Source organism: Allohahella sp. A8, from assembly GCF_047946665.1.
GTDB lineage: Bacteria > Pseudomonadota > Gammaproteobacteria > Pseudomonadales > Oleiphilaceae > Allohahella.
The window spans coordinates 994,979-1,008,435 of the sequence record NZ_CP172312.1; the positions used below are offsets into that span (position 1 = coordinate 994,979).

A 13,457-nucleotide genomic window follows, 5' to 3' on the forward strand; every position below is an offset into this window, starting at 1 on the left:
AGCGCAGCAGAGATAGTTAACCAGTAGCAATTGAGTGGGTAGCACAATGGCAATTTCTTCAGTCGGTATAGGATCTGGTGTACTCACCAGTGATTTGATAGACAAGTTGGCGTCTGCCGAGCGTGAGCCCACCGAAAAACGCCTGGAAGTCAGAACCGAGAAAGCCGAGACAAAGCTTAGCGATTTCGGACGCATCAAGAGCGCGGTTTCAGATCTGCGTCTCAGTGCGCGAACGCTGGCGAGTGCCGATGCCCTGGGCGCAGTAAAAGGCGAGTCGACTTCCGATGCCGTGGCCCTGAGCGCTGGCGCTGCTGCCAAGCCAGGCTCGTATCAGATCGAGGTGTCCAAGCTGGCTACAGCTCAATCGCTGGCCTCCGGATCCTTCGCAGACAAGGACACCACGCCGGTTGGCGCAGGAACGCTGCAGATCAAGGTCGGCGACAAGCTCACCAATGTCACGATCGACAGCAGCAGCAACACCCTGGCTGGCATGGCGAAAGCAATTAACGATTCCGGGAGTGGCGCAAACGCGGCTGTGCTTTTCAACGGCACTGGCTATCAGCTCGTGATCAGCTCAAAGCAGACCGGTCTTGAGAACGCCGTATCGATTACAGCCACCGACAGCGATGGCAACAGCGCCGATGCGTCCGGCCTCTCTCAGTTCAACTTCAATGGCACCAACGCGAACATGACCGAGACCATGCCTGGCCAGGATGCAGCATTCCGCATCAACGGTCTTGCGTTGACGCGGCCGACCAACAGCATCGACGATGTCATTGCAGGCTCTACGCTGAGCTTGACTGACGTCACTACAGCACCGGCTACAGTCACTATCAAGGCTGATACTGAAAAAGCCACCGAGCGGATGCAGGATTTTGTCGACAAGTACAATGCGCTGAAAGAAATCATCAACGAAGTGACTGCTTTCAATGCCAGCAGTGGCGAGAAAGGTTCGCTGCTCGGCAACTCGGCAGTCCGCGCCATTGCCGCCGATATGCGTAGCGTCATTGGCAATATGGTGCCTGGTCTAGAAAAGGCCAACGTACGTTCACTCGCAGAAGTCGGTGTGTCTACCAACTCCACCACGGGTCTGCTTGAATTCAACAGCAGCAAGTTTAGCGAAAAGCTCAAGGCCTATCCTGAAGACGTTGCCGGTTTGTTCTCTGATCAGGGCAGAACCACTGATGCGTCGGTTGCCTATTCCAGCGCCAGCATCAATACCAAGGTCGGCAGCTACGGCATTAACGTCACGCAGATGGCAACCAAGGGTGCTTATACAGGCGCATCACCACTTGCAGCCTCAACAGTCATCGATGCTGATAATGGCGTCTTCAGCATCAGCGTCGACGGCAAGAACTCCACCCCGATTACACTGACGGCGGGCAATTATACGCCGGCAGAGCTGATCACTGAAATTCAGAAGCAGCTCGATGCGAACACAGGCTTACAGAGTGGCGGTGTAGCGGCCAAGGCCACCTTGGGTCCTGGTGGGGAAATTCTGCTCAGCTCAAATGTATTCGGCAAGAATTCCAGCCTTGATATCACTGCTGTCGGCGCAAACACAGCGGCAAGTCTTGGCCTGTCGGTTGGGGCCGGTATTGCCGGTCTTGACGTCGAAGGCACGATCAATGGCAAGAAAGCTGTAGGTGATGGTCAGTTCCTGCGATCCGAGGAAGGCGATTCGAGCGGCCTGCGTGTGCAGATTACCGGTGGTACGACCGGCGATCGCGGCAATGTGAGCTACATCGAAGGCGTCGGCGATCAGATGGTGGATAGCATCAATAACATGCTCTCAGCCAAGGGTTCCCTGTCTGTGGCCATTGATGGCTTCAACAAGGAAATCGGCCAGATCAAGGAGGACAAGCAAAAGCTTGATCTTCGAATCGAATCTCTGACAGCGCGACTGGTCAAGCAGTTTGCTTCTGCGGACTCACTGGTATCGCGGCTGAACAACACCGGCGACTTCCTGACAGCACAGCTCAAGGCCATGGCACCGGGTAACAACGATTAAACGAACACAGTACTGAACCAGACACTTTTCCAGCAGTAACGAACATCGGGTAGATATTATGAACGCACTAATGGCTTATCAGAACGTGAACAGACAGACCAGCGTTGTGGATGCGGATCCACATCGCCTCATTCAGCTCCTGTTCGATGGTGCCCTCGAGCGTATCAATATGGCGAAGGTGCAGATCCAGATGCGTAACTTCGAAGGCAAGAACCGCCTGATCAGCAAGGCCATGGAAATCGTTGGCGGGCTGCGTAGCTTTCTTGACCTGGAGCGTGGCGGTTCGATCGCCAGCAGCCTCAATGAGCTGTATCAGTACATCGAACGCCGCCTGCTCGACGCCAACATCAGCAACAACATCGAAATACTCGACGAAGTCGCTGGCCTGATTCGCGAGATCAAGACTGGCTGGGATGGCATCCGTCCTGAAGTTTTGGAAAAGAAGCTGGTCTAGTCCGGCTTACTGCATCAAGGCGGTGAGGTGGGCCTCCACACTTGCCGCAAGTGCCTCGAGGTGATACCCGCCCTCGAGGCATGACACGATCCTTCCTTCCGCATATACCCGCGCCACATCCACGATCATGTCAGTGACCCAGCGATAGTCGTCCGTCTCAAGCTCGAGGCTTGCGAGGGGGTCCAGTTTATGTGCATCGAAGCCTGCCGAAACAATCAAGAGCTCCGGCTTGAAGGCCTGTAGTCGGTGCAGCCAGCCACGCTCCACCACCCGACGAAACATTCTGCTCGTTGAGTGTGCTTCCAGCGGCGTGCACACGATATTGTCGCGGTTGACCGATACATATTTGTAAGGGTACAGGGGATGCTCGAAGCTTGAGCACACCATGACCCGCGGATCATCCTTGAAAATATCGATGGTGCCGTTACCGTTATGAACATCAAAATCGAGTATCGCCACGCGCTTGATCTTGCAGGTTTCAAGTGCATGTAGCGCCGCGATTGCGACATTATTGAAATAGCAGAAACCCATGGCCTGTTCGCGTTCGGCGTGATGGCCTGGTGGTCGGACGGCGCAGAAGGCACGCTTGATGCCGCGATCGGCCCAGGCCGCCTTTTTGCCGAAGACACAATCGACCGCCTGTGTTGCCGAACCGGCCGCTAACAGGGCCGCTTCAAGGGTGGCCGGCATCATGCTGGTATCGCCGTCGATCGGGAACTCGCCCGAAACCGGCGACACGTCGCGCAGATATTGTATATGGTGAATGCTGTGAGCGAGTTCCAGCTGGTGCGCGCTGGCCTCTATAGCCTTGAAGTGTCGTAGTTCCTTGATCAAGCCACTTTGTTCGAGCCGCTGGCTGATGACCTGAAGACGCTGCGGGCTCTCTGGGTGGAGAGGGCCCATGGTGTGACGCTGAAAGGCGGCATCCTGAAAATAAGCAGTTTTGGGCATTGGTCCGACTGTCGCTGACTGGATCATTAGTCTAGCATACCCGTCATGAGCACCCGATATCTCGACAAACTCTTTGCACCGCGTCACATCGTTGTCGTCGGTGCTTCGGAACGCCCTGCCAGTCTCGGCGGCATGATGCTGCGCAACATGTTGGCAGGGCATGCGGATATTCGTCTCAGCGTCGTCAATGAAAAAGGTTATGACAGCGTTCTGGGGGTCACCTGCTACCGGAAGATTTCTGTTCTGTGCGCTGCCGAGCAGAAGAACGGGATTCAGCCGGACCTCGCCCTGGTCTGCGTGCCGCCGGAGAAAGTCCCTGGCGTCATTCGCCAGCTCGGCCAGTCGGATATACCCATCGCCATTATTGCCACCGGCGGCCTGTCCCGGACCAACTCCCATAGTGGTCGTCCACTGATGTATTCGGTCAAGGAGCTGGGGCTGGAATACGGCGTGCGCATACTTGGACCGGAAACTATCGGTGTCATGGTGCCCGCGCTACGCCTGAACGCGACGTATATGCACATGAGCGTTAAGCCTGGGCATGTCGGTTTCATTGGCCAGTCAGGTACGGTGGCGAGTGCCGTGATCGACTGGAGCGTGAGTCGCGACATCGGCTTTTCCTATCTCACTACACTAGGCGACGGCGTCGATATCGATGTCGACGATCTGATAGATTTCATGGCGCAGGATCGCAACACGCGGGTGATGCTGCTTCATGTGGAGCGTATTCGTGAAACGCGCCGCTTCATTTCGGCGGTTCGGGCGGCATCACGCTCCAAGCCGGTCATCGTTCTGAAAACAGGGATCAACGCCGAGCTGCAGTGGAACCCGACTCCGCTTGCGCCAGGCATGTACGACTCTGATGCTCTCTACAATGCCGTCTTCGAACGTGCCGGCGTGTTGAGAGTGCTGAGCACCGACGAGATGTTCGATGCGCTCGAGACGCTTTCCAGAATTCCCAGACTGTACTCCGAAGACATCGCTATCGTGTGCAACGGTATCGGACCGAGCATGCTTGCCAGCGACGCACTCACACGGGCAGGAGGGAAACTGGCAAGACTTTCTGAGACGACGATAACGAAGCTCGACCAGCTGCTGCAGCCATTCTGGGGTCGGCGTAATCCGATTGATCTCGACTACAGTGCCGGTCCGCAGGAGTACGCGGCTGTAGTCGATGCGCTTGATGCCGATCCAGCCATTACAACCGTGCTGGTCATGTTTGCGCCCAACCTCACCGAAGATAGTCTGCAGGTCGCCGACAGCGTGATCGCCGCCAGCGAACGGAGCCTGCTGCGGGTATTCACCTGCTGGCTGGGTGCTGCGACCGTTGGCGAAGCGCGAGACGAGTTTGTACAGCGGGGCGTTGCGAGCTTTGCCACACCGGAGAAGGCCATTACTGCATTCATGCATATGGTCAATCACCGTCGCAATCAGATCATGCTGCGCCAGACGCCAGACTCTTATCAGGATCCGGCGCTGGATCGTCATCGCATCCGCAAGCGCTTGCAGGGGCTCATGAAGAGCACGCCCCGCAGTGCCGGAGAGAACGCCTATCTTTTGCTGCCTGAGTCCGTGCGCGAACTGCTGAAGGATTATGGTCTGCATGTAGCCGAGACCTATTTCTGCTCCACTGAGCAGTGCGTCAAGGCGCTCGTCAAACAGCTGGAAGCCTCAGTTCATGTCAGTCTGCTGCACCGCTTCAACCTCACGCCCTTTCACAATGAGGCTGCCTATACGCCGCGTCAGCGACTGACTACGGCGCGGCTTGAAACCGTCAAAAGAGTGAGTAGCGAAATTGAGGCTGAAGAGGCCTGTCGACTGCTGAGAAAGCGTTGTAGCGAGCTTTATCACAGCGACGATTTTGTCGGCTTCGGACTGCAGCTGAGTGAAGAGGTGAAGTCGGGTATTTCATTCTCGATGGGGATTACACGAGACCCGACAGTCGGCCCGCTCATTTTCTGTGGGGCTTCGGGGGCACGAACCAATGCCCTGGTCGACCGTCAATTTGCACTGCCGCCGCTTAATATGGCGTTAGCCAGAAATCTGGTTACCAAGACCTACGCTTACAAAATCGTACAGGAAGTCAGTCGCGACCCAGAAGAAACCCTGCTCCAGCTCTGCGAGGCGCTGGTGCTGTTGGCACAGATTGCTGCTGATATTCCGGAACTGCACTCGCTGGAGATCAACCCGGTGCGTCTGGATCAGAGTTCATTGCTTGTGATCAGTGCGCGGGCACAACTGGCCGAGCCGGTTCAGCTGTCAATTCAGCCGTATCCACGTGAACTGGTGGAATGGATCATGTTGCCGGTCAGCCGCAGGCGCGTGGAGATCAGGCCGGTACGCAGCGAAGACGAGGAGAGCCATCAGCAGTTTCTCAGCGAGTTGGGTGATGATTCAGTGCGCATGCGTTTCTTTCAGCTCAGACGCAATTTCTCCCACGACGAAATGGCCGGCATGGTTCAAATCGACTATGACCGCGAAATGGCGTTTATCGCTGTTCACGAGGGCCGAACGCTGGGCGAGGTGAGAATATTTGTCGATGCCGACCAGTTACGTTGCGAGTTTGCGGTGGTGGTACTGGACGAACTGCGTGGTGAGCGTCTTGGCTGGGTGCTGATGCGCAAGGTCATAGAGTTCGCGACCGAACAGGGTATTATTGAGATGTTCGGGTTGGTGTTGCCGAACAACCGCGCCATGCTGGCGCTGGCTGCCAAACTCTCCTTCGCCATTCGTTATGACGAGGAAGAGGATGTGATGGTAGTAACCAAGCAGCTCAACGAGCCTGAGCCCTGGCAGGCGGAACGCATGCTGTTACGCCGCGCCTATTAGGTGTTTGCCAGGTAGCTCGGCCAGGTAACTCTGAAGAGCCGGGTGTTCCTACCAGGGCGCGTCTTCGGCTGTTGTTGTCTCTTCAGAGTTTTCGTCAGCAGTCGCTGCGGCAGCCTGATTGGCGTCATTGCTGTCGCCGGCGTCGTCAGCCTGTGTCGATGAATCCGCTTTCGCAGGATCGGCTTGCGCTTCAGTGTCCGCGCCATCGGCGCCCAATGCAGCTAGCAGATCGTCATGCAGCACACGCATGTCGCTTGTAAACAAATGAAATTCGCTGGCAAAACGATCGGCAATATCACCGTCAGACTCAGGCATGGAATCGATAGCGGCATCGAGCAGCTTGATCCCGCTCAGCGTGAACTTCTCGTCCAGGGAGAAGGACATGCGATCTTCCCAGCTCACATCAAGTTTACTGACGAGCAGTCCGTCTTCGATGTGGGACAATACGGCTTCATTAAGGTTTTCCGAGCCCTTGCACCGAATGCTCATGCCTTGCTGATCCTGACTGGTCAGTGTACAGGCACCGCCGATGGCGAGGTTTGCGGGTTGGCTCTGATTCTTCACCCAGTCAGTAAACTGAAGGGCAGGGTTGACGTCTGGCTTAACGGGCAGGATCGGTAATGAACCGACGTCTTCACGCAGTAGCGAGGTGATCTCATCAGCCTTGTTCGCTGAAGAGCTGGCGACTACGAGCAGACCCTTGGTAAGGTCGATATAGGCCTTTGACCAGCTGCTTTTGGAAAACGCGCGCGGCAGTAGTTCAGCGATGAGGTCTTCCTTCATCTCCTGCTTTTCCTTGCGTCTCAGTTTACGGGCATCCTTCATCTCGATGGCCTGCACACGCTGATCGAGTTTCTGGTTTACCACCGACGCAGGCAGTACCTTTTCGGCTTTCTGCAGCGAAAATAGCAGACAGCCATTCTGTTCATACACCAGGGATTCGGAGTCGTAAGGCAAGGGGTTCGACCAGCCGAAACGCACTGGCAGGGAACTGCCGGCGCCGCGGTCTTCGCTCGCTGTGCCGCCGTCTGCGGGGGCTTCCTGAAAGCGGGCACTTTCCAGTGCGGCGGCAAGGCTCTCCTGGGTGAAGTCGATATCCTTGGTGAAACGATAGAACGAAACCTGTTTGAAATGCATGAGGGGCATGGGTGCTATGGTACTCTTTGAAGTTGAACAAATAGAATTGCGAGGCTGCGCAAGCCTAGCACATGCGTCAGTAATTGCACTCCCGAATGTAGCCCTAATCCGTGCCCGGGAGCACCAGCCGGAACGATTTTATCATGACTGAATTCCAGCTCTTCGCGACGGAAGGCTGTACCCTGTGCGAAGTCGCCGAGGCAATGCTCGTCGACTTGCTGGGGCGGCATCCGCAGCTCGCTTCGCAGCTCAGTATCGCGTATGTGGATATCGCGGAATCGGAGGCCATGGTCGACGCCTACGGCCTGTCGATACCGGTGCTCGCACATTCCGCGCTTGAGTTACGCTGGCCATTCACGCAAGATGAAGCGCTCGATTTTCTGCGAAGGACGTCTGCTTCCGAGCCATGATAGTGCTGCTTTCACCTGCCAAGACCCTCGATTACAAAACACCGCTACCCGTAAAACCAGAGAGGCTCGAACCAACCGTGCCCGACTATCTGGCTTCCAGTGCGGATATCGTCGACACCCTGCAAAGATACTCACCTGATGAGCTCGGCGGCCTCATGTCTATCAGTGAGGAGCTGAGCCAGCTCAATCATGATCGTTTCCAGCGCTGGCGAATGAATCAGCCGGATGCCGATAATGACTTACGGTCAGCCATATTTGCCTTTGCCGGCGACGTGTATGAGGGCCTCGATGCCTACTCCCTGAAAAAGGGTGACCTGCAGTTTGCTCAGAAGCACCTGCGCATTCTCTCTGGGCTGTATGGCATGCTGCGACCGCTCGACACCATGCAGCCGTATCGCCTGGAGATGGGCACACGGCTGAAGTTCGAGAAGGATGGCAAGGCTTTCAGGAATCTCTACGAATTCTGGGGGGAGCAGCTTGCTGAAGATCTGAGTAACCAGCTGGAAGCCCTCGGGCCCGGCGTACGTAAGGCCGATCGGCTGATAGTGAACCTGGCCTCACAGGAGTATTTTAAAGCCGTCGACAAACGACCATTGCGCCGGAAGGTCATCACGCCCGTATTCAAGGACAGAAAAGGTGACGATTACAAGGTCGTCAGCTTCTGGGCGAAGAAGGCCAGGGGCGCCATGGTGAGGTTCATCATCGACCATCGTATCAAGCGGGTCGACAACCTCAAGAACTTCGACGTCGACGGTTACAGCTACCGGGGAGACCTCAGTGACGAGTCTCAACTCGTATTTACAAGGGGCTAGCGTATTCATTTGAGGCTCCCTCTACTCAACAGAACTATCCAAGGATTTTTTATGAAATTGACACAGATTACTTCCGCACTGTTCCTGCTGCTTTCGCTTGCGGCTAGCGGCATCGCTCAGGCAAAAGACAAATTGGAAGAAGCCGAAATCAAGCGCTGGATTTCGGCGATGCCGGCCATGCAGGCATGGGGAGCAGAAAACCGCGCCAAGCTCGAACAGCATCAGGATCCAAGTAACGTCATGCCTAACTCGCCGGAGGCCATGGTCAAGCCAATCAAGGAAGCAGGCCTGTATGACGAAGCCGAGAAACTGGTGAGCAAGCATGGATTCGACAGCCCTGAGGACTTCTCGGAAACGTCACTGCAGATTCTCAGCGCCTATGCGAGCGTGAAAATGAAAGAGGAAATGGGTCAGGACGTCGATGCCATGTACCAGCAGATGCAGGACGCCAAAAAGGAGCTTGAAAACTCGGGCATGAGCGATCAGCAGAAGCAGATGATGGCACAGCAGTTCGCGATGGCCGAGCAGGCCTACGATGCCATCAAGGCCGTGCCTGAGGCAGATCGCAAGGCCATCCAGCCTTTCATGGCAGAAATTGATGCCGCCACGCAGGCAAAAGCTGCGCCACAGGCTGCTCCGAAGAAGTAAACTTACGTCGGCCTATCAGGGCTGAAGTCGCGTGAGCCGCCATCCGTCGGGCTCACGCTTGGTGTATTCAAGGCGGTCGTGCAAGCGGCTGCTGCGGCCCTGCCAGAACTCGTATCGGCTGGGCACGACTCGATAGCCTCCCCAGTTTTCCGGTAGCGTGATCTCATCACGATCGGCGTACCTGTTCACAGTCTCTCCGTAAATCTTATCCAGCACCGCTCTCGATTCCACGGCCTCGCTCTGCCGACTGGCCAGCGCGCCGAGCTGACTCTCGCGAGGACGAGAGTGGAAATAGCGTTCGTCGGCACTACGCTCCAGTCGAATTGCTTCGCCCTGGATAATGACCTGACGTTCCAGGATCAGCCAGGGAAACAACAGACAAACCTTCGGATTGCTGCTGATTGCACGACCCTTGGCGCTGTCGAGGTTGGTAAAGAAGCAGAACCCCCGCTCATCGAAGCCTTTCAGCAGGACGGTGCGTTGCCGTGGCATGCCATCGGTGTCTGCAGTGGCCAGCACCATCGCTGTAGGATCAAGATTGACCTTGACCGCTAGTGCGTCTTCCATCCACTTGCGGAACTGATCCAGTGGATTGTTCTCGCACGCCTCCTCCAGCAGTACGCCAGTATTGTAGCTGCGCCTGACATCAGCGAGATCGTGACGCGCGACAGCGCCTCCGCTGCTGCCTTTCAAATCTTCATTCGACTTGTCCTTGTCCGTATAGTCACGCGTCATGTGGCAGGCTGCCTCCAGACAGCAACAGCTTGTGAAAAACTTGCGGGGGCAATGGCCGGCTGAAATAGAAGCCCTGTGCCATATCGCAGTTCAGCTGATGCAGCAGGACCCCAGTGGCCTCGTCTTCGATACCTTCTGCTACGACACGAATATCGAGGGCGTGTGCCAGCTCGACGATGGTCTTCAACAGCGCCTGCTGCTTCGCACTCTGGGTGGCATTGTCGACGAATATCTTGTCGATCTTGAGGATGTCGATCGGGAGTGTAAGCAAGTAGCTGAGCGAGGAGAAGCCTGTGCCGAAGTCATCGATACTACACAGGACACCCATCGTTCGCAGTGTGGTCAGGGCAAGCGCGGTTTTCGGCATGTCTTCTATGAAGGCAGACTCGGTCACCTCGATCTCTATTAGACCAGGGTCGATCTGATAGCGCCTGAGCATCTGGTCGATGGAACCGACAAGATCGCCAAGCTGGAAGTGCTTGGTCGAGATATTCAGCGCGACCGGACAGACCTGGCCTTGCTCGCGCCATTCGGCCAGCTGTCTGCCCACTTCGTCGATGACCCATTCACCTATTTCGACGATGAAGCCGTTTTCTTCGGCACTCGGAATGAACTGGGCCGGCGAAATCGGGTCGCCCTGCGCGGGCTGCCAGCGAATCAGGGCCTCAGCGCCGCGTATCCGACGAGTGGCCAGGTCGATTTTCGGCTGATAAACCAGCTTGAACTCCTTGTTGAGGAGTGCACGGCGTAGGTCCTTCCTCAGCTGCAGCCGGTGATGGGCCATGAGCTCGAGCTGATCGGCGAAGAACTGGAAGTTGTTACGACCTTTCTGCTTGGCGTGGAACATGGCGATATTCGACTTGCGCAGCAGGGTTTCCGGGTTCTGGCCATCGCCTGGAAACAGGGCAATACCGATGGACACGCTGATATGGATGGTTTGTCCAAGCAGGGTAAAGGGTTGGGTAATCTGGTGCAGAATCTCTTCGGCCAGCAAGGTCACCTGGAAGGTATCGTTCGCGTCTTCCGACAGCACCACGAACTCGTCACCACCATGTCGTGCCAGGGCAGCGCCACGACAGGCGTTTGTGAGGCGCTGTGCAATCAGGCAGAGCAGGCGGTCGCCGAATTCCACACCCTGCAGTTCATTCACGACCTTGAAGCCATCCACGCCGATGAAGAGCACGGCAGTAGACTTTTTGGCCTTGAGGTCACTTGGTTCACGTGCGGCCTCGCGCTTCAGCCATTCGGTCAGCAGGTTGCGGTTGGGCAGGCCGGTCAGTGCATCGTGGTGGGAGTTGTGGACTGCCAGCTGCTCGTTCCGCTTGATTTCGGTGATATCACTAAAGCTCCATACTCTACCGATCGGCACATTGTCGTGCAGCCGAGGCGTAGTGAAGCACTCGAGGAAGCGTTCGTTCTTCAGCATGACCACGCAGCGGCTGGTCTGTTCCGGATACTGCTTATTAAAGTTCCACACGCTCGTGAGCTCGTCGAGATTATCGACGCAGGTCTTGAAGCGGCGCCTGATCTCAAACTTGTCGAGCGGCCGGTCTCTGGGAATCCCGAACATTTTCAGGAACTGCTTATTGTGAATGATGACTCGACCCTTGAGATCCAGCACCACGATGGCATCCTTGGTCGAGTTCAGGGTGTCCGACAGCAGCTCATGAGATTGTTTGAGCTCGGTAGTGGAGTTATCGAGCGCCTTGTGCTGCTTTTCCAGAAGTTCATAACGCTCTTCGAGATCCCGGTTGGATAGCTCGATGGTGCGTTCGAAGCGTCGTCGCGCTTCGTCATGCTGGGTATAGGCCTCGTCAACGGCATCGAGAAAAGAGTGGGGGAGCTTGTCTGCCGTGATGCTGTGGTCTTCAGCGAGCCGTTCGAGTTGACGTGCGAGCAGCTTGTGACGATTTGGCTCGGTCATAGATCTTTTTCAGCCAGCAAGGTGATCGCCATGGTCTGGTTGTGCAGTCCTGTACCGGCCCTGTCGAGGTCGTGCCGCGGGTCCCGCCCGATTTCGCCATAGGAGTAGAATCCAGCCACTGTGCACCGGTCTGGCAGACCCGCCCCGATGGCCTCGAGCTCCTCGTCGGTTCGCTGACCGAGTGCGGCTCGTCGCGCGTAGCAACTTACCGCGAGGGCAAAGCTGTCCCCGGTAAAATCCTTCGGTATCGCGGCGCTTGCCAAAGCGGTGTCGGCAGCTATACCAGCCGCGCCGACCAATCCTTCCAGGCCGGCTGTCATAAGACGTGCTTTGGAGCCTTCAGCAATATCACCGGCATAGGTCATCGATGCCTTTTCGTTGTCTACAGCGACAAGCGCACGAATGACTGGCGCGCCGTCGACCGGCGTTACGAGCAGCGGAAACAGCAGCCCGGTTTTCGGCAGGCCTGAGAAGTACTCACCAAGATAGTCGCGGTAGATATCCAGCGCCTGACGGTCATCGAGTTCGTAGAGCGTATTACCGCTGGCACGCGTTACCTTCCGGCTGGCGCCGAGGGCCATCCAGCCCCCCTCGAGCCCAATGCCGACCTGCAGCTGATGGCCGTAAAAGCCTATAGCGCACATCTGGGCTGCGGGTGGTGGCGCATCGCACCAGACGTCGCTGCGTCCGAAGCGGCCATTGTCGCCTGCGAGGCCGCCGGTGATGGTCACCCGGCTCGGTTGGCTGCTCAATGCGGCCTCAATACCGCTTACCAAGCCTGCTCCGCTGACATGCTGAGCATCAGACAACAGAATGATATGTCTCAGAGGGCGGTCTTCGCTGGCCTTTTCGTAAAGCGATGTGATGAGGTTGCGGCTTTCTGTCTCGCCGGTGTTCTCGCCGTGCAGTGGCAGAATCTCGCAGGCAAGATCTGTGGCGTCGAATTCAAGTGATACCAGTGTAACGCCACGGTTACGCACACGTTTGCCAGCTATTTCGCCGGCTGTAGAGCAACCCACGAGATAGGCATGGGGAAAATGCTGGCGAAGCAATTCGAGCCCGCCCGCCTCCTGCACCGTTCTGAAGGCACCAAAGCACAGTACCAGGTGACGGCGGGGTGCACCCGCAAATGGGGTGCCTGTGGCTGCAACAGGCCCCGGTAGTTCAGGTTGCCATTTCGCATCGGCGAAGCGGTAACTGCTAACCTTCATGATCCGGCTCCGACTCCAGTAAAGCTGTGTATTGCCGCCGTATTCTTCCCGAATACGATGGGGTTCGGTCTGTCGGCGACCGTTCGCAGGCTGCGCTTCCTGAAAGTATAGACAAGGGCCGCGCGTTTGGCGCGCCCCAGATGCTGCGGGTTTGCGGCAAATAAAACCATATTATAAAAAACGTCGACTACACACTGCCATCCCGGTGGCTTATGTAGGTATAATCTCGTGCGCAGGCTCATGGAAACAGCAATAACAGCTAGAAAAAAGGCTTATATAATATGGAATTAAATACGAATATACCGCTCCCGCTTCAAAGGCTTTATCAGTGGGAG

At 56.4% G+C, this 13,457-nt stretch carries 11 protein-coding genes; 6 read left to right on the forward strand and 5 right to left on the reverse strand.

Going from position 1 to position 13,457, the window contains the following annotated elements:
• Window positions 1-46 precede the first annotated feature (46 nt).
• Window positions 47-2,011 (forward strand): flagellar filament capping protein FliD, encoded by a 1,965-nt coding sequence (gene fliD / locus ACH3PB_RS04860; RefSeq protein WP_416398313.1) that lies wholly within the window; start codon window positions 47-49, stop codon window positions 2,009-2,011.
• 58 nt (window positions 2,012-2,069) lie between these two features.
• Window positions 2,070-2,465 carry a flagellar export chaperone FliS gene (gene fliS, locus ACH3PB_RS04865; RefSeq protein ID WP_416398314.1) on the forward strand — a complete coding sequence of 132 codons (396 nt, stop codon included), beginning with the start codon at window positions 2,070-2,072 and terminating at the stop codon, window positions 2,463-2,465.
• Between the two features lie 6 nt (window positions 2,466-2,471).
• Here the strand turns inward: fliS and ACH3PB_RS04870 are convergent, their stop codons facing one another.
• Window positions 2,472-3,416 (reverse strand): histone deacetylase family protein, encoded by a 945-nt coding sequence (locus tag ACH3PB_RS04870; RefSeq protein WP_416398315.1) that lies wholly within the window; start codon window positions 3,414-3,416, stop codon window positions 2,472-2,474.
• 45 nt (window positions 3,417-3,461) lie between these two features.
• On the opposite strand from ACH3PB_RS04870, the gene ACH3PB_RS04875 reads away from it, so the two are divergent.
• Window positions 3,462-6,245 (forward strand): GNAT family N-acetyltransferase, encoded by a 2,784-nt coding sequence (locus ACH3PB_RS04875; protein WP_416398316.1) that lies wholly within the window; start codon window positions 3,462-3,464, stop codon window positions 6,243-6,245.
• Window positions 6,246-6,293: 48 nt separating this feature from the next.
• On the opposite strand, the gene ACH3PB_RS04880 is transcribed toward ACH3PB_RS04875, so the two are convergent.
• Window positions 6,294-7,391: a recombination-associated protein RdgC gene (locus ACH3PB_RS04880; RefSeq protein ID WP_416398317.1), complete on the reverse strand. Its 1,098-nt coding sequence runs from the start codon at window positions 7,389-7,391 to the stop codon at window positions 6,294-6,296.
• Between the two features lie 134 nt (window positions 7,392-7,525).
• On the opposite strand from ACH3PB_RS04880, the gene ACH3PB_RS04885 reads away from it, so the two are divergent.
• The 3 genes from ACH3PB_RS04885 to ACH3PB_RS04895 are packed head-to-tail and all read left to right on the forward strand — an operon-like array spanning window position 7,526 to window position 9,252.
• Window positions 7,526-7,792 carry a glutaredoxin family protein gene (locus ACH3PB_RS04885; protein ID WP_416398318.1) on the forward strand — a complete coding sequence of 89 codons (267 nt, stop codon included), beginning with the start codon at window positions 7,526-7,528 and terminating at the stop codon, window positions 7,790-7,792.
• Window positions 7,789-8,604, forward strand: a complete 816-nt coding sequence (gene yaaA / locus ACH3PB_RS04890) for a peroxide stress protein YaaA (RefSeq protein ID WP_416398319.1) — start codon at window positions 7,789-7,791, stop codon at window positions 8,602-8,604. The genes ACH3PB_RS04885 and yaaA overlap by 4 nt, the downstream gene beginning before the upstream one ends.
• A gap of 51 nt (window positions 8,605-8,655) precedes the next feature.
• Window positions 8,656-9,252 (forward strand): hypothetical protein, encoded by a 597-nt coding sequence (locus tag ACH3PB_RS04895; RefSeq protein ID WP_416398320.1) that lies wholly within the window; start codon window positions 8,656-8,658, stop codon window positions 9,250-9,252.
• Window positions 9,253-9,267: 15 nt separating this feature from the next.
• Here ACH3PB_RS04895 and pdxH read toward each other — a convergent pair whose 3' ends face one another.
• Genes pdxH through ACH3PB_RS04910 form a run of 3 tightly spaced genes read right to left on the reverse strand, consistent with a single transcriptional unit; the run spans window position 9,268 to window position 13,122 of the window.
• A complete protein-coding gene (gene pdxH, locus ACH3PB_RS04900; RefSeq protein WP_416398321.1) occupies window positions 9,268-9,987 on the reverse strand; it encodes a pyridoxamine 5'-phosphate oxidase in 720 nt (239 codons plus the stop codon).
• Window positions 9,977-11,911 carry a putative bifunctional diguanylate cyclase/phosphodiesterase gene (locus ACH3PB_RS04905; RefSeq protein ID WP_416398322.1) on the reverse strand — a complete coding sequence of 645 codons (1,935 nt, stop codon included), beginning with the start codon at window positions 11,909-11,911 and terminating at the stop codon, window positions 9,977-9,979. The genes pdxH and ACH3PB_RS04905 overlap by 11 nt, the downstream gene beginning before the upstream one ends.
• On the reverse strand, window positions 11,908-13,122 hold the full coding sequence (locus ACH3PB_RS04910) for an FIST signal transduction protein (RefSeq protein ID WP_416398323.1): 1,215 nt from the start codon (window positions 13,120-13,122) through the stop codon (window positions 11,908-11,910). Before ACH3PB_RS04910 ends, ACH3PB_RS04905 begins: the two co-directional genes overlap by 4 nt.
• Between the last annotated feature and the right edge of the window lie 335 nt (window positions 13,123-13,457).